Annotated in this window: 15 protein-coding genes; 11 read left to right on the forward strand and 4 right to left on the reverse strand. The window is 73.0% G+C overall.

Going from position 1 to position 16342, the window contains the following annotated elements:
- Position 1 precedes the first annotated feature (1 nt).
- Positions 2–1840, forward strand: coding sequence for a DUF2637 domain-containing protein (locus BJP40_RS35765; protein ID WP_071281622.1), 1839 nt, complete (start codon positions 2–4; stop codon positions 1838–1840).
- Positions 1841–2166: 326 nt separating this feature from the next.
- Here BJP40_RS35765 and BJP40_RS20520 read toward each other — a convergent pair whose 3' ends face one another.
- Both BJP40_RS20520 and lysS read right to left on the reverse strand, forming a co-directional pair.
- Complete coding sequence (locus BJP40_RS20520; protein WP_071281623.1) at positions 2167–2382, reverse strand: hypothetical protein; 216 nt, start codon at positions 2380–2382, stop codon at positions 2167–2169.
- A gap of 437 nt (positions 2383–2819) precedes the next feature.
- Positions 2820–4571 carry a lysine--tRNA ligase gene (gene lysS / locus BJP40_RS20525; protein ID WP_071281624.1) on the reverse strand — a complete coding sequence of 584 codons (1752 nt, stop codon included), beginning with the start codon at positions 4569–4571 and terminating at the stop codon, positions 2820–2822.
- Between the two features lie 274 nt (positions 4572–4845).
- On the opposite strand from lysS, the gene argS reads away from it, so the two are divergent.
- Positions 4846–6636, forward strand: coding sequence for an arginine--tRNA ligase (gene argS, locus BJP40_RS20530; protein ID WP_071281625.1), 1791 nt, complete (start codon positions 4846–4848; stop codon positions 6634–6636).
- Between the two features lie 103 nt (positions 6637–6739).
- Here the strand turns inward: argS and BJP40_RS20535 are convergent, their stop codons facing one another.
- Positions 6740–7015, reverse strand: a complete 276-nt coding sequence (locus BJP40_RS20535) for a DUF1876 domain-containing protein (RefSeq protein ID WP_071268569.1) — start codon at positions 7013–7015, stop codon at positions 6740–6742.
- A gap of 149 nt (positions 7016–7164) precedes the next feature.
- Here BJP40_RS20535 and BJP40_RS20540 point away from each other — a divergent pair, with 149 nt between their 5' ends.
- From BJP40_RS20540 to BJP40_RS20565, 6 genes are all read left to right on the forward strand, one after another.
- Complete coding sequence (locus tag BJP40_RS20540) at positions 7165–7701, forward strand: SRPBCC family protein (RefSeq protein ID WP_071268568.1); 537 nt, start codon at positions 7165–7167, stop codon at positions 7699–7701.
- On the forward strand, positions 7698–8288 hold the full coding sequence (locus BJP40_RS20545) for a hypothetical protein (RefSeq protein ID WP_071281626.1): 591 nt from the start codon (positions 7698–7700) through the stop codon (positions 8286–8288). The genes BJP40_RS20540 and BJP40_RS20545 overlap by 4 nt, the downstream gene beginning before the upstream one ends.
- 157 nt (positions 8289–8445) lie before the next feature.
- Positions 8446–9150: a DUF4253 domain-containing protein gene (locus BJP40_RS20550; RefSeq protein ID WP_071281627.1), complete on the forward strand. Its 705-nt coding sequence runs from the start codon at positions 8446–8448 to the stop codon at positions 9148–9150.
- 105 nt (positions 9151–9255) lie between these two features.
- Positions 9256–9834: a hypothetical protein gene (locus BJP40_RS20555; protein WP_071281628.1), complete on the forward strand. Its 579-nt coding sequence runs from the start codon at positions 9256–9258 to the stop codon at positions 9832–9834.
- A gap of 70 nt (positions 9835–9904) precedes the next feature.
- Positions 9905–10459 carry a SigE family RNA polymerase sigma factor gene (locus BJP40_RS20560; RefSeq protein WP_071281629.1) on the forward strand — a complete coding sequence of 185 codons (555 nt, stop codon included), beginning with the start codon at positions 9905–9907 and terminating at the stop codon, positions 10457–10459.
- The gene (locus tag BJP40_RS20565) at positions 10456–11199 is read left to right on the forward strand and encodes a hypothetical protein (RefSeq protein ID WP_071281630.1); all 744 of its coding nucleotides are present in this window, start codon (positions 10456–10458) and stop codon (positions 11197–11199) included. Before BJP40_RS20560 ends, BJP40_RS20565 begins: the two co-directional genes overlap by 4 nt.
- A gap of 240 nt (positions 11200–11439) precedes the next feature.
- Here BJP40_RS20565 and hemB read toward each other — a convergent pair whose 3' ends face one another.
- The gene (gene hemB / locus BJP40_RS20570; protein WP_071265412.1) at positions 11440–12438 is read right to left on the reverse strand and encodes a porphobilinogen synthase; all 999 of its coding nucleotides are present in this window, start codon (positions 12436–12438) and stop codon (positions 11440–11442) included.
- A 782-nt stretch (positions 12439–13220) separates the two neighbouring features.
- Here hemB and BJP40_RS20575 point away from each other — a divergent pair.
- From BJP40_RS20575 to BJP40_RS20585, 3 genes are all read left to right on the forward strand, one after another.
- Positions 13221–13682: a hypothetical protein gene (locus tag BJP40_RS20575; protein WP_071281631.1), complete on the forward strand. Its 462-nt coding sequence runs from the start codon at positions 13221–13223 to the stop codon at positions 13680–13682.
- Positions 13683–13691: 9 nt separating this feature from the next.
- Positions 13692–15482, forward strand: a complete 1791-nt coding sequence (locus BJP40_RS20580; RefSeq protein WP_071281632.1) for an alpha/beta hydrolase — start codon at positions 13692–13694, stop codon at positions 15480–15482.
- A gap of 71 nt (positions 15483–15553) precedes the next feature.
- Positions 15554–16090 carry a hypothetical protein gene (locus BJP40_RS20585; RefSeq protein ID WP_071281633.1) on the forward strand — a complete coding sequence of 179 codons (537 nt, stop codon included), beginning with the start codon at positions 15554–15556 and terminating at the stop codon, positions 16088–16090.
- Positions 16091–16342 lie beyond the last annotated feature (252 nt).

Genomic DNA, 16342 nt, shown 5'->3' on the forward strand with positions numbered 1-16342 from the left:
GGTGGCCGCGATGCAGCTCACACGGACGCACCGCATCCTGATCGGTGTCGTCATCGCGGGCGCGGTGGTCATCGCCGCGATCGGTTTCGCGGGGTCGTACACGGCGGTACGGGACCTGGCCGAGAAGAAAGGCTTCGGCGACTTCTCCCTGGTCTTCCCCATAGGCATCGACGCGGGCATCTGCGTGCTGCTCGCGCTGGACCTGCTGCTGACGTGGATCCGGATCCCCTTCCCCCTGCTGCGGCAGACGGCGTGGCTGCTGACGGCCGCGACGATCGCCTTCAACGGCGCGGCGGCATGGCCCGACCCGCTGGGCGTCGGCATGCACGCCGTCATCCCGGTGCTGTTCGTGGTCACCGTGGAGGCCGCCCGGCACGCGGTCGGCCGGATCGCGGACATCACCGCCGCCAAGCACATGGAAGGCGTACGCCTCACAAGGTGGCTGCTGTCCCCCGTGCCGACGTTCCGGCTGTGGCGCCGCATGAAGCTGTGGGAGCTGCGCTCCTACGAGCAGGTCATCAAGCTCGAACAGGACCGCATGATCTACCAGGCGCGGCTGCAGGCCCGCTTCGGGCGCGGCTGGCGGCGCAAGGCCCCGGTGGAGGCGCTGATGCCGCTGCGGCTCGCCAGGATCGGGGTACCGCTCGCGGAGACGGCCCCGGCCGGCCTCGCGGCGGCGGGCATCGAGCCGGTGCTGCTGCCGCCCACGCCGGTGGCGGCGGGCACCACCGTGACGGTGGAGACCGTGAAGACGGACGCCGCCGTCGCCGCGGTGGCCGCCGGGCCCGCCGGCGCGGCGGGCGAACTGCCGCGGCAGGCGACGCCGCAGCGCCCGGACCGGCAGCCGGAGCCGCACCCGGAAGCTGCGGCCGGGTCGGACCAGGACGCGCCGGAGGACCCCGGACCGCAGGCGGTACGGGACCGGGCCGATGCCCCCGCCCCGCAGGGGCATGCCCCGGACGCCCCGCAGGCCGACGGACCGCCGACCGGGCAGAGCCCGGAACCGGACGTCGAGACGGGCCCCGCGGGCGGTACCGCCCGGGCCCGTGTGGAGGGTGCCGCCCAGGCCGGCGCGCCGGAACAGCCGCAGGCCACCGTGCAGGGTGAGCTGGACGCCGAGGCCGCCCGCCTCGCCGCCCAGTCCCTCGGCCGGCAGCGCCCCTACGCCCAGCCGCACCCCCGGCAGTTCCGTCCGCAGCCCCCGGTGCAGCCGCAGACACCGGCAGACGCGGTGGCGGAGGCCGACGCGGTGTACGCGGCGGACGCCCCGCAGGCCCAGGTGTCCGGACCCGACGGCCCGCAGGCGCCCGGCGCCCCGGACCCCGCCCCGCAGGGGTACCCCCAGCCCGGATTCCCCCAGCCGCAGTACGGCCCGCCCGTGTACGGCCAGGAGCACCCCGCGTACGGGCTGGAGCACGGCCACGTCGGCGCCTCCGCCGAGGATCAGGCGCAGGCGCAGGCGCAGGCGCAGCAGGTGCCGAACACCCACCACAGCCCCTGGTTCGCCGCGCCCAAGGTGGCGCCCGACACCTACACGGGGACGTACGCCCCCACTCCCCAGGAGGCGGCCGCCGCCGACGGGGCCGCGGACGCGGCCGGGGACGACGGCGAGGAGGACACGGACCCGTCGGGCACGCAGGAGTTCGCGGACCTCGCGTACGACGTGTTCCGCACGTACGCCCGGCAGAACGGCAACTGGCCCAGCACGGACGTCCTGGACATCCACCTCACGGACGCGTACGGGGTGAGCCACCCGCGCAGCGCGGCCCTGCTGCGGCGACTGCTGCCGGAGTTCAAGAACCGCTACCAGGCGGAGCTGGAGGCCGAACACATCGCCTAGCCGGCACTGCCCTGACCCCGGCCATCAGGCCGAGCATCGTTGGCGTACAAGTGTCCTGGGGCAGAGGTCCTTCGGTGGCGTGCTCGGCTCCCGATGCTGCGGCTCGCGGTCCCGACCCGAAGGCCACGCACTGTGTCTCCGCGGGGGACGACATCTTGCGTTCGCGCTCCTGGGCACCCATCGGTCACCCTCCTACCAGGGCCGGCGTGCCAGGAATCCTCCGGCCCGGCCTTCCTCGTGTCCCTCCCGACCTCCCGGCTCAGGCCGGTGCAGGACCGGCTGCATGACCGGCCGGACAGGCCCCGGCGGAAGCCCCGACGGTCAGGTCAGGTGCGGCCCGCGGAACGGGCCCGTGCCTTGGCGCTCTCCCCGTACACCGCGAGAGCGGCGCCGACGAGGGCGAGCACGGCGTACGCGGGTGTGGGGACGTCCCACCAGTGGTGCAGCACCCCCCACGGGTGGTCGCCGAAATACCGCCCTGCGATGCCCAGGACACCCTGGACGCCGACGAACCAACCGGCAGGCGTGACGAGTTCCCTCATGCGTCCACGGTCCCGCGGGGGCGGCCCGCCCGCGTCGTACGCGGGGGCGATGCCGCGGTCATCCGAAGGATGCAGAGCGGCCGGAGGGCCTCACCCCGCACGGTGCGGGGTGAGGCCCGACAGCACACGGACGGGACGGCCGGCGAGGGGTCCCGCGAGCCGCCCCCGCCTCTGGGCCCGGCACCAGGCCGCCCCCGCGCCCAGGTGCACCGCCGGACCGGAAGCGGCCCGCAGCACAGCACCACCGGAGGTTGGCGCGGGCCGGCGCGGGACGCGGTGCGGCGCGCCGCGCCGGCGGTCTGCCGGACCTCATGGGCCCGCCGCACCACTGGCCGGCCCGCCCGGGGCCCGGGTCAGGCGGCGGACCCGCCCACGGGCTGGGGCCGGCCCTCGCGGCCCCCACCGCCGGGCGGAGGCGCGCCCGCCGGTACCCGCCGTCAGGCGGCGAGCAGCTTGCGGACGCGGTCGGCGCCGACGGCGAGCAGCAGGGTGGGCAGGCGCGGGCCGGTCTCGCGGCTGACGAGCAGCCGGTAGAGCAGCGCGAAGAACGAGCGCTGGGCCGCCTTCAGTTCGGGCGTCGGCTTGGCTTCGGGGTCGAGGCCGGCCATGACCTTGGGCACGCCGTAGACGAGCGTGGTCAGCCCGTCCAGCGACCAGTGTGTGTCCAGGCCCTCCAGGAGCAGCCGCAGCGACTCCCGGCCCTCGTCGTCGAGCGAGCCGAGCAGCTCCGTGTCGGGCTCCTCGCGCACGATCGTGCGGGCGTCCGCCGGGACCTGGGTGGTGATCCAGTTCTCGGCGCGGTCCAGCCGGGGCCGGACCTCGTCGAGGGAGGCCAGCGGGTTGGCAGGGTCGAGTTCGCCGAGGATGCGCAGGGTCTGCTCGTCGTGGCCCGCGGTGATGTCGACGACGGAGGCGAGGGTGCGGTACGGCAGCGGGCGCGGCGTGCGGGCCAGTTCGCCCGCGGCGGTGCGGACGGCGCGGGAGTGGGCTGCGGCGTCGGCCGGGAGGGCGGTGCCGTCGGCGACCTTGGCCTCCAGCTTGTCCCACTCGTCGTACAGCCGCTGGATCTCCTGGTCGAAGGCGACCTTGAAGGACTGGTTGGGCTTGCGGCGGGCGTAGAGCCAGCGCAGCAGCGGCGCCTCCATGATCTTCAGGGCGTCGGCGGGGGTCGGCACCCCGCCCTTCGACGACGACATCTTGGCCATGCCGGAGATGCCGACGAAGGCGTACATGGGGCCGATGGGCTGCACGCCGTCGAAGATCTCGCGGACGATCTGGCCGCCGACGACGAAGGAGGAACCCGGGGAGGAGTGGTCGACGCCGCTGGGTTCGAAGATCACGCCTTCGAAGGCCCACCGCATGGGCCAGTCGACCTTCCACACCAGCTTGCCGCGGTCGAAGTCGCGCAGGTGCACGGTCTCGGAGTGGCCGCACACGCAGGTGTAGGTGAGTTCGGTGGTCTCGTCGTCGTAGGACGTGACGGTGGTGAGGTCGCGCTCGCAGCGGCCGCAGTACGGCTTGTACGGGAAGTAGCCGGCGGAGCCTCCGGAGCCGTCGTCCTCGCCGGCGGCACCGGAGCCCTCGGCGGCGGCGAGCTCGGCCTCGTCGACCGGCTTCTGCTGCTTCTGGACCTTAGCCTTGGGCTGGCCGGTGGTCTTGTCCTTGGTGCGGTAGCGGTCGAGGATCGCGTCGATGTCGTGACGGTGCTTCATCGCGTGCAGGATCTGCTCGCGGTAGGCGCCGGAGGTGTACATCCGGGTCTGGCTGATGCCGTCGAACTCGACGCCGAGCTCGGCCAGCGACTCGACCATGGCGGCCTTGAAGTGCTCGGCCCAGTTCGCGTGCGGGGAGCCGGCCGGGGCCGGCACCGAGGTCAGGGGCTTGCCGATGTGGTCGGCCCAGGTGTCGTCGACTCCGGGGATGCCCTGCGGGACCTTGCGGTAGCGGTCGTAGTCGTCCCAGGAGATCACGTGCCTGACCTCGTGGCCGCGGCGGCGGATCTCGTCGGCGACGAGGTGCGGGGTCATGACCTCGCGGAGGTTGCCCATGTGGATGGGGCCCGAGGGCGAGAGACCGGAGGCGACCACGACCGGTTTGCCAGGCGCACGTCGCTCCGACTCGGCGATGACCTCGTCCGCGAAACGGGAGACCCAGTCGGTCTCGGTGCTGCTCTGAGCCACGATCGGCACGTCCTTGATGTCTCTGGTGTGGGTTTCGAAGGTGGTGCGGGGTGGAGCCCCGCGTGCGCCGCGGGGTGTCGCCCTGCGCCCATTCTCCCAGACGGAAGTCACCCGCCCGGGGTTGTCCACAGGCCGTGGGGCGGCGACTGCCGGCGGTTGTCCACAGGTGCGGGCGTCGGGAGAAAAGAGGTTGCCGCCACGTGGGACACTTGACAACCGGAAAAAGTCGTCGGTGAGCCCCAGCGGTTCCCGGCGGCGTCTCGACGATCAGGAACGGAAGCTCATGGCCTCGGTCCCTTCTCTCGCTTCGACCGTCCAGCAGCGTCTCGCGGACGCCCTCTCGGCTGCCCTGCCGGAGGCCGGCGCCGCCGACCCGCTGCTGCGACGCAGCGACCGGGCCGACTTCCAGGCCAACGGCATCCTGGCCCTCGCGAAGAAGCTGAAGGGCAACCCGCGTGAGCTGGCGGCGAAGGTCGTGGACGCGCTGCCGTCGGGTGACGCCGTCCTGCAGGACGTCGAGGTGTCCGGCCCCGGCTTCCTCAACATCACGGTCGGCGACCGGGCGATCACCGAGACCCTGGCGGCCCGCGCCGCCGACGCCCGCCTGGGCGTGCCGTACGCGCAGGACCCCGGCACCACGGTGATCGACTACGCGCAGCCGAACGTGGCGAAGGAGATGCACGTCGGCCACCTGCGGTCGGCGGTCTTCGGCGACGCCATGGTGCAGATCCTGGAGTTCTCCGGCGAGAAGGTGGTCCGGCGCCACCACATCGGGGACTGGGGCACGCAGTTCGGCATGCTGATCCAGTACCTGATCGAGCACCCCCACGAGCTGGACCACAAGGCCGACACCAGCGACACGGCCGCCTCCGGCGAGGAGGCGATGTCGAACCTGAACCGGCTGTACAAGGCGTCCCGGGCGCTCTTCGACGCGGACGAGGAGTTCAAGGCGCGGTCCCGCGACCGGGTCGTCCTCCTCCAGTCCGGCGACGACGAGACGCTCACGTTGTGGCAGCGGTTCGTCGACGAGTCGAAGATCTACTTCTACTCCGTCTTCAACAAGCTCGACATGGTGATCGACGACCCGGACGTGGTCGGCGAGTCGGGCTACAACGACATGCTGGACGAGACCTGCCGCCTGCTGGAGGAGTCCGGGGTCGCCGTCCGCTCGGAGGGCGCCCTGTGCGTGTTCTTCGACGACGTGAAGGGCCCGGACGGCAACCCGGTGCCGCTCATCGTGCGGAAGTCGAACGGCGGGTACGGGTACGCGGCGACGGACCTGTCCGCGATCCGCGACCGGGTGGAGAACCTGGGCGCGGACACGCTGCTGTACGTGGTGGACGCGCGGCAGTCGCTGCACTTCAAGATGGTCTTCGAGACGGCCCGCCGGGCGGGCTGGCTGAAGGAGGGCACGAAGGCGGTCCAGCTCGCGTTCGGCACGGTCCTCGGCAAGGACGGCAAGCCGTTCAAGACCCGTGAGGGCGAGACGGTCCGGCTCGTGGACCTGCTGGACGAGGCGATCGACCGGGCGTCCGCGGTGGTCCGGGAGAAGGCCGAGAGCCTGCCGGAGGACGAGCGGCTGTCCGAGGAGGAGATCGCGGAACGCGGTGCCCAGGTGGGCATCGGCGCGATCAAGTACGCCGACCTGTCGACGTCGGCGGCCCGGGACTACAAGTTCGACCTGGACCAGATGGTGTCCCTGAACGGCGACACGTCGGTGTACCTGCAGTACGCGTACGCCCGCATCCAGTCCATCCTGCGCAAGTCGGGCGCCGCCGTGCCGGCTGCGCACCCGGAGCTGGACCTGGCCCCCGCCGAGCGGGCGCTGGGCCTGCACCTGGACCGGTTCGGGGAGACGCTGGCCGAGGTGGCGGAGACGTACGAGCCGCACAAGCTGGCCGCGTACCTGTACGGGCTGGCGTCGCTGTACACGACGTTCTACGCGGAGTGCCCGGTGCTGAAGGCCGACACGCCGGAGCAGACGGAGAACCGGCTGTTCCTGTGCGACCTGACCGCCCGCACCCTGCGGCAGGGCATGGCCCTGCTGGGCATCCGGACGCCCGAGCGGCTCTGAGCCACCCGGGCTCCCGGCCCGCTGCGGACCGGGAGTTCCTGCGGCAGGCGTACGCGAGGGGCGGCGGCGAGCGGCCGCCGCCCCTTCGGCGTGAGCGGCCGGGTCAGATGAGCGGGCGGGAGGGCTTGCCCTTCACCTCGTCGATCTCGACGTGCGCCTTCTGCAGCAGCTGCGTGGCGATGTCCATCAGCGCCCGGGCCCCGGCGATCTCCTCACCGACCCGTAGCTGCTCCGAGTCGGAGGGGTGCCGCTGGGCCTGGCCGTGGCCGCGCACCTCGGTGCCGTCAGCGAGCCGGACCATGGCGGCGGACTTGGTGCGGTTGCCGTCCTCCTGGAACTCCATGTCGACGTGCCATCCGACGAGCGTGTGTTGTTGCATGGCGGTCACCTCCGGGTGGTCCTTCCTCCAGGGTGCTCCGCGCCCGCCTGATCCGCCCGTCCTCCGCGTGGCCGGATCTCTACCGTGACGCTGCCCACACCCTCGGCTACAGCCTCCACCGCCGCACGGCTCGAACGTACGCTCGCCGCATGCGCTACGCAGACGGCCCCACCGCGACAGTCGAGATCACCATCGAGGCGCCCCCGGAGCGGGTCTGGGAGCTGGTCACCGACATCACCCTCCCGGCGCGGCTCAGCCCGGAGCTCCGGCAGGCCGAGTGGCTGGACGGGGCGACCGGCCCGACCGTCGGCGCCCGGTTCGAGGGCCGCAACGTGCACGAGACGGTCGGCGAGTGGCGCACCCACTCGCGGGTGGAGGTCCTGGACGCACCGACCCGGTTCACCTGGGCGGTCGTCTCCGCCCGGCCCGACCGGAACCCCGACTTCACCCACCCCATGGCCACCTGGAGCTTCGCCTTGGAGCCCCTGGCCGACGGCACCGGCACCCTGCTGCGCCAGACGGCCCGCATGGGTCCCGCGCCCTCCGGGGTCACACCGTTCATCGAGAAGGCGCCGGAGCACGAGGAGCAGATCGTCGCCGCCCGGCTGGGCCAGCTCCGCACCAACATCGAAGCGACCCTGCGCGGGGTGAAGGCACTGGCGGAAGAACGGCAGACCCGTCCGTGAGCCGCCGTCCCCCCGCCCGGGCGCGGGCCGCGGCGGTCGCCGGCCTCGTCGCCGCCACCCTCACCGCCTGCGGGACGGCACGCCCCGCCGACCCGACGGCACACCCCGCAGTCCCGTCGCCACCCGCCGCAGGCACGCCCACCACGACCGCGCACGCCTCCCCATCGGGCGCCTCCCCGTACGTGGAGCCCGGCGTCGTGGACGGCGCTCCCCACCACGGCGGCAACAACGCCTACCGCCGCTCGGCCGGCATGTCCGCCGAAGGCGCGCGCAACGCGCAGAGGGAGGCGGACCGCATCCGGCCCGTCCTCGAACGGCTCAGGGAACAGAAGACCTGGGACGCGGCGAGCGTCCGCGCAGCGCTGCGCACCCTCGGATACGACGAGCAGCGGCTCACCGAGGCCGTCCAGCACATGCCCGCGCGCTACGAGACCGACCACTACGTCACCCCGGAGGGCACCCGGATCGGCCTCTTCGTCGAGCCGGGCGCCTGCGTCACCGGGTTCGTCCAGCCGTCGAACGTCGAGGTGAGGACGAACGGCGTGTACATGGAGGGCGGCTGTTTCGAGCCACCGTACGGCCACTGAGCACGACGGCCGCGGGGCGCGACGGCGGCGCGCGGCGGCGGCGGCAGCGGCGGGGTACACGCCCGGCTCGACCGGAGCCACCAACTCCGTGACAGCGGAGGCCCGCTGCACCCGCACGCCCGGCTGACTGTCAGTGGCGGGCCGTAGGGTCGAGGACATGGTCATCAACCCCAACGCGCTGGACCTGGACCTGCCGCCCGGCACCGTACACGTCCAGCCGTCGTACTGGTACGCGGACGAGCCCGCTGCGCCCGAGATCTGGTCCCGACTGCTGACCGCGCGCGAGGCGACCGGACTGCAGCCGGTGCTGCTGACGGAGAAGCAGTTCCCGCCCACCGACCTGTCGGGCGACGCCGACGACCACGACCCCGCTGCGACCCTGTCCGCGCTGTGGGGACACGTCCAGGAGACCGGCCGCGAGGAGCCCTGGGCGGGACCCGCCGCGCCGGGGACCCGCACCGCCGACCCGGACGACCGTGCCGCGCTGCTCGCGGACGAACTCCTCACGGACGACAAGTACTTCACCGGCGCGCGCGCCGCCCTCGTGCCTGCCCGCAGCAGCGCGGACATCGTGACCGCCCTCGGCTGGAGCGGGGCCTGCAACTTCACGGAGGCGGCCCGGCTGGCCTCGGTCCTGCGCTCGTGGGAGGACCGCTTCGGGATACGCGTCGTCGGGCTCGGCCCCGACATCATGTCGGTGTCCGTCGCCGCGCCGCCCCGCACGAGGGGGCACGCGCTCGCGGTGGCGCGGGAGCACTTCGCGTTCTGCCCGGACATCGTGAGTCAGGGAGTCGGCTCGATCGAGGAGTACGCGGAGGAGGACGTGCTCAACAGGACGGACTGGTGGTTCTGGTGGGACTGAGGTAGCGCCCCCACGCTGTCATCCGACTCCGCGGTCCACGGCGTTTGTAGAGGTGGAGAGGCGCCACTCCGCCCGTACGACACCGCACGAACAAGGAGCACCAGGATGAACAAGCACGTGCTGACCGCGTCCCTCGCGGCTGTCGCGCTGGTGGCGGCGCCGACCGCCGCGGTCGCAGCCGCCCCCACCGTGACCGCCACGCACACGGCAGCCCCGGCGGGTGCCGCCGCCACGGCCGCCGCACCCGCCGGGAAGCGGCTCCACGACCGGCGCGTCCGCGTCGTGCTGCCCGGTGAGCGCGTCGGCGTGGCCCCCGGCTGGGAGATGTGGCTGACGCAGGAGGGCAAGCACTGGTCCGGCCCCGACGGCTACGAGAACTTCCGCAGCGTCGTCGACGGCAACATCGACCCGACGCAGCCCGGTGTCAGCCTCCAGACCGACGGCTCAGACACCGGGATCCTCCACACCGGCCTCTACTACGGCACCCGGCACGTCGGCCGCGTAGAGCTCACGTACGGCGGCTCCACCACCGTCCGGGCCGCCCTCGTCGAACTGCCGGGCAGGCCCGGCTGGGGTGCGTGGCACCTCACCACGCCGGTGTACGACCAGTCGGGCATCCCCGGGGTCGCGCTGTACGACCGGGCCGGGAAGCTGCTGGCCGAGCTGCCGGCACGGGACTTCTGACCGGCCGCACCGAACCGGTGGCGGGACCCGGCGACGGGGCGGGTCCCGCCACCCGTACACCACCACGAGGATGCCCACCGTGCCGTACACGTCGCGCTCCGAAGACGACGGCTTCGCCGAGTTCGCCTCGGCGGCCTGGCCCCGCCTGGTGCGCACCGCCCAGCTCCTCACCGGGGACTTCCACGAGGCGGAGGACCTGGTGCAGACGACGCTGGCCAAGCTGTACGGCCGGTGGGGGAAGGTGCCGCGGGAGGACCTCGGCCTGTACGTCCGCCGGGCGCTCGTCAACAACAACCTCAGCCGGGTCCGCCGCAGACGGGTCGTGCACCTGCTGACGCCGTTACTGCCCGACTCGGCCCGCCACGCCCACGCGGGCCACGCCGAGGCGGTCGAGCAGCGCACCGCCCTGCTGGAGGCGCTCGCGGACCTCACGCCCCGGCAGCGGGCCGTGATGGTGCTCCGCTACTGGGAGGACCTCAGCGAGCAGGACATCGCGAAGGTCCTGGGCTGCTCCCTCGGCACGGTGAAGACCCATGCCCGCCGCGGACTTGAGGCCCTGCGCGCCCACCCCGGCCTCACCGTGCGCGACGTCCACCCCCATGCCACCCCCGGAGCCCGACCATGACCCCCTCCTCCGCAGCAGAGCCCGGAGCCGGAGCCGACGGGACCGACGAGGCCGCCCGCCGGCTCCGCGCGGCCTTCGCCGAAGCCGCCCACGGCGTCAGCCCGGGACCGCTGCCGCTGGCCGCCGTCCGGCGCGAGGGCCGGGCCCGGCAAAGACGCCGGGCCACCGCCCTGGCCACGGGCGCGGCGCTGGTGGCCACGGTCCTGCCGCTCCTGGTCGTACGGGCGCTGACCGACCCGGTCTCCGCGCCGGTGGCGACGCCCCCGCGCCCCAGCAGCCCGCCCGCCTCCCAGGAGCCCTCCCCCGGCACACCGCCGGCCGCGCCGCCGACCGTGGTGTCCCCGGGCGAACGGGTGGACGCGGGGAAGGGCTGGACGCTGTGGCTCACGGAGGACGGCAAGCACACGTCGGACACCGATGGTGAGGAGGACTTCAGTCCCATCACCACCGCCAACCTCGACACGTCGGCCCCCGGGGTCACCCACCAGTCGGTGACGGGCGCACAAGGCGGCTTCCACTCGGGCCTGTTCTACGGCACGAGGAGCGCCGCACGTCTGGAGCTCACCGACGGCCGGGGCACCAAGGTCCCCGGGACCCTGGTGGAGCTGCCCGGCAGACCGGGCTGGGGCGGCTGGTACGCCCCCACCCCACCCGCCGCGGACGGCGACCGCACGGGTTTCGCGGTGACCCTGTACGACACGAAGGGCGTCCCGGTGGCGACCCTGCAGGCCACTTCCTAGCGGCGCCCGGGCGGGCGGCCCGGCCCACGCCCCGCCAGGCCCTCCGCCCCGCAGGCGCCCCGCCGGCGGCCGACCAGGCACACCCCTCAGCACACCAGGAGCCGGCCCCACGGCCGGCCCCGCACCACGGCACACCCGCAGCCGGCCGGCCCGCCGGCCCAGCCCGTACCGTCCCCAGGGCCGCGACGGGCGACCCCCGGGTCCCCGCCACCGGCCCCACGGGGGTGCCTCAGCCGCGCATCACCCCGCGCGCAGCCAGCGCGCGGCCTCGGTCGCCCAGTACGTGAGGATCATCCGGGCGCCGGCCCGGCGGATGCCGGTGAGGGACTCCAGCACGGCCTTGTCCCGGTCGATCCAGCCCCGCTCGGCGGCGGCCTCGATCATCGCGTACTCGCCGCTGATCTGGTACGCGGCGACGGGCACGTCTACGGCGTCCGCCACCTTGGCCAGGATGTCGAGGTAGGGGCCAGCCGGCTTGACCATGACGATGTCGGCGCCCTCGTCGAGGTCGAGGGCGAGCTCCCGCATCGACTCCCGCACGTTGGCGGAGTCCTGCTGGTACGTCTTGCGGTCGCCCCGCAGCGACGACCCGACGGCCTCGCGGAACGGACCGTAGAAGGCGGACGCGTACTTGGCGGTGTACGCCAGGATCGCCACGTCCTCCTTGCCGATGGTGTCGAGCGCCTCGCGGACCACGCCGACCTGGCCGTCCATCATGCCGCTCGGCCCCACGACGTGGACGCCGGCGTCCGCCTGGACCTGGGCCATCTCGGCGTACCGCTCCAGGGTGGCGTCGTTGTCGACCCGCCCCTCCGCGTCGAGCACGCCGCAGTGCCCGTGGTCGGTGTACTCGTCGAGGCACAGGTCGGACATCACGACGAGGTCGTCGCCCACCTCGGCCCGCACGTCCCGGATGGCGACCTGGAGGATGCCGTCGGGGTCGGTCCCGGCCGTCCCGAGGGCGTCCTTCTTCGACTCCTCCGGCACACCGAACAGCATGATCCCGGAGACACCCGCCTCGACCGCCTCCACGGCGGCCTTCCGCAGGGTGTCGCGGCTGTGCTGGACGACGCCGGGCATGGCCTGGATCGGCACGGGCTCGCCGACTCCCTCCCGCACGAAGGCGGGCAGGATCAGGTCGGCCGGGTGCAGCCGCGTCTCGGCGACCATCCGCCGCAGGGTGGGCGTGGTACGCAGCCGCCGCGGCCGCGCCCCGGGAAAGGATCCATACGCACTCATGCCTCTCACGCTACGCCCGCCCCGCCGGTGCCTTTGCCGACGCCCAGTCGGCGCCCCCGGCCGGCACCACCAGCCCGGCGGGCCGCACCCCTGGGGAGGCGCGTCCGGTGCGTGACCGCACCGGCGTCCCGAGGGACGGATCGTGCGCAGTGCCGCCGCGACGACAGCCGGGGACCGCTTCCACCGGGCACCGGCCGGCTTGAGCTGCCGGGCCGTGACCCGGTGCGCGTCCAGGCGCACGGCCCGGGCGCCGCCTGTTCCGCGTACTGGAGCGCAGGGGCCTGCCGCGGCCGGGGACACGGGGCGGCGGTCCCCGACTGCGATCACCACCTCACGCCGGACGACCAGAGGCATTCGCCCCGGCCGCGGCAAGAGCACCGGCCGGTGAGGCGGCTGCCGATGCGGGCGGCTGGCCTGCGCGGGTGACGCGGACGTCCGGTCACGCCCCCGCGTCCCGCGCGCCCCTGCCAGCGCCTCCCGCATGGGCTGCGGCTGCGACGAGGGCGTCGGCTTCGAGCCGTACGACGTCATCGACTCCGCCGACGAGCGCGGCCCGCACCGCGCCGCCCTACGGCACCGCGCGGCACGCGACCGCCCCGCGCCCCGGCCCGCGAGCCGCTCACCGGGGCCCCCGCCCGCGTCCCGGGAACGCCCGCCCACGCCTCCGGGCCCCACTACCGCCTCCATAGGTACGGATACTCAGGAGTCCCTCCCCGACAAGCCGTTAACGTGACGCCGGAAGCGCTGCTGGGATACGGGACAGACCTGCTGGAGGGGCGTCCATGTCGTGGTACGAGTGGGAGCAGCTCAAGACCGAAGCTGCCGAGCGCCAGGCAACTCGCATGCAGCTCAACCAGTTGCCGGCGACGGACCCGCCCGGTACCGGGGGCGGTGGCACCTCCGGAGAGCTGAGGACCCGGAAGAAGGCCTGGAGCCAGGCGGGTGAGGGTGTCAACGGCCTGAAGTCCGACATCAGCCAGGGCCTGAAGAAGCTGGAGGACGGGCAGTCGGGGGTCGGGGACGCTTCCGGGTGCCGGTCGGCGGCGGCGCAGAAGGAGTTGTACGCCTCCTGGAAGGCGTACGTCGACAGGTTGAGCGGCCGCTGCGGCACGCTGGGCGGGCTGCTGGAGCGGGCCGGGCACGATCTGGCGATGACCGACCGGGCGCTTGAGGAGGAGTTCGCGAAGCTCAAGGCGCAGTACCAGGACACCGAGGCCGTCGGCGGCCAGGCGAAGGCCAGGTGATCGACGGTCATGGACGTGGCGACGCTCAAGAAGTTCAAGCCCACGGCGTACGAGGACGCGGCCGACGGTTACCGCGCCACTGGTGAGATGGCCGCCAAGGCCAAGGACACGATCGACGTCCGGATCTCTGCCGGCGTGCGCGCGCAGCTCGAAGGTGAGGCGGCGACGGCAGCCCTGAACGAGCTGAAGGAGTTGTCGAAGAACTTCCACTACGTGCAGACCGAGTGCGGTCTGGTGAGCACCGCGCTGAGCGGCTTCGCTTACGACATGGCCGCGGCCAAGCGGAAGCTGGACGCGGCGACGGCGGATGCGCAGGCCGCCGGCTGCACGGTGAACCCGGACGGCTCGGTCGTCTTCCCTGCCGGCGGCCAAGAGGTCGACGGCAAGGTTCCGGAAGGCGGCACCGTCAGGAGCACGGGCGGCCCGTCCTCTCCGACGGCCGATGCCCTGTACCGCCAGGCGGCCAACGCGCACCCGAACCCGAACTACGGCAGGGCCCTGGAGTTCGCCCACCGGATCGCCGACGCGGTGCGGGAGGCCACCAACGCGGACGCGACATGGGCCCCGAAGCTCCGCGCGCTCAAAGCTGACGACGACCTGACCGTCTCCGACCGCGACTGGACGGACACGCAGTCCGACGCGGGAGGGGTCCGCGACGCGGGCAAGGGGTATCTCGACTCCCTCCCGCAGCCTCCGAAGGACGGCAGTCCCCGGGACAACGCGTCGTGGTGGAACGGACTCGGCCCTGAACAGCGGACGGCGTGGGTCTCGCTGGACCCGGCTGCGGTGGGGAGGCTCGACGGGCTGCCCGCCGCCGTCCGCGACGAGGCCAACCGCATCGTCTTCGACCAGAAGTACGCGCAGTACCGGCTGGAGCTGGCGTCGGTCCCGAGACCACCCGCCAACGAGTGGACCTGGATCACCGCGGGCAGGTTCCCGTCCAAGGTGCACACCGACGAGTGGATGGACTGGCACAGGCAGTACGGCGAGCGGTACGAGCACCTCACCAGGTCCCTCAAGGGCATGGACAGCATCCAGAAGCGCTTCGACCGGACGGAGACGGGCCCGGGGGGCCTGCCCGAGGCGTATCTCCTGGGGTTCAGCACGGAGGGCAACGGCCGGGCGGTCATCGCCAACGGAAACCCGGACACTGCCCACCACCAGGCGGTGTACGTACCGGGAACGACGTCGAACCTGAGCAACATCGAGGGCAATGTCGACCGGATGGTCAGCACATGGCGTGTGGCCGACAGCGAAGCCGACGGCAAGAGCGTGTCCACGATCACCTGGCTCGGGTACGACGCCCCGCAGGACATCTACAAGGACGCTCCTTTCCGGCACTACGCGGATGACGGCGCACCCGCCTTCAACCGGTTCCTCGACGGCCTGGAGGAGTCGCACACCGGAGGCCCGGAAGCCCACCGGACCGTGATCGGCCACTCCTACGGCACGACCCTCGTGGGTTCCGCGGCCGACCACGGCACGCTCAACGCGGACGACGTGGTCACCGCGGGCAGCCCCGGGGTGACGGTGGCCAGGGCCGAGGACCTGGACGTGCCCCGGGGGCACGTCTGGAACCAGGAGGCGGACGGGGACGTCGTCCCCGACATCGGCCGCTGGGGACACGGCGGTCATACGTGGGGCAGCTACTGGGTGATTCCCAGCGATGAATGGTTCGGCGCCCGGCAGATGGCCACGGACACCGAAGGCCACAGCGGGTACTGGGACGAGGGCACGCAGAGCCTGCGGAACCAGGGCCTGGTGGTGGCAGGGAAGTACGACGACGTGAAGCTGAAGTAGCACCGCCCGGGGTGCGGCCCCGGCGGCCCGGCCACCCCGTGCTCCGAACCGACTAAGCGAGGCACCTCGGCTTGAAGGTCAAACTGGGCGCGTCGGCGCTCCTCGTCTCCATCGCCCTGACCCCCCTCACTGGATGCGGCATGAACGAAACCGAGAACACCGAGAACACCGTCCCCTCCGCGGGAACCAGCACGTCCCGGGACGCGGCTGACCAGATGAAGAAGCTGTCCGGCGAGATCCACGGTCTCCTCGGCGTCGAGGGAAAGACGTCCGGCTCGAACCCCGGGATCATGGACTGTGCGGGCAAGGACCGGGAGAGGTACTTCCGCGTCTTCCATTCGTGGAGCTTCTACCCTGCCACACCGGGCCGGCTGGACGAGGCGATGGAGCGGCTCAGGACGGAGCTGCCCAGAAGCGGATGGAAGATCTCCGAGTACGGTCCGGACACCAGCCGGAACAGGAACCTGTCGCTGACGGCCGACAACGACGCGAAGAAGGCCAGCGTCAACGTGTCCCAACGCGCCAAGAACGATCCCCCCAAGCTCAGTCTGATGCTCGTGTCCGGCTGCTACGAGATCCCGGCCGGCCAGGAGATCGAGCGCTTCTGAGCGGGGGCAGCCGACCCGCCGTCCTACGCCCGGCCCAGCGGAAGCGCCGGGCGCGGCCCGCTCGGCGCCATGCCGGGCGGGGCCGTGGCCGATGCCGGAGCTCTGCGGTGCCGGTGGTCACCGCCCGGTCTGACGGACGCCCTCAGACACGGGCATCAGAGGCGGATCTTCCGTCCTCCCCCTCGACCGGGCGCCGGCCGCGGGAACGCGCACGGCCCGCACCCGGCAACGCGGGTGCGGGCCGCATACGGC

This window comes from Streptomyces sp. CC53, from assembly GCF_001865245.1.
GTDB lineage: Bacteria > Actinomycetota > Actinomycetes > Streptomycetales > Streptomycetaceae > Streptomyces.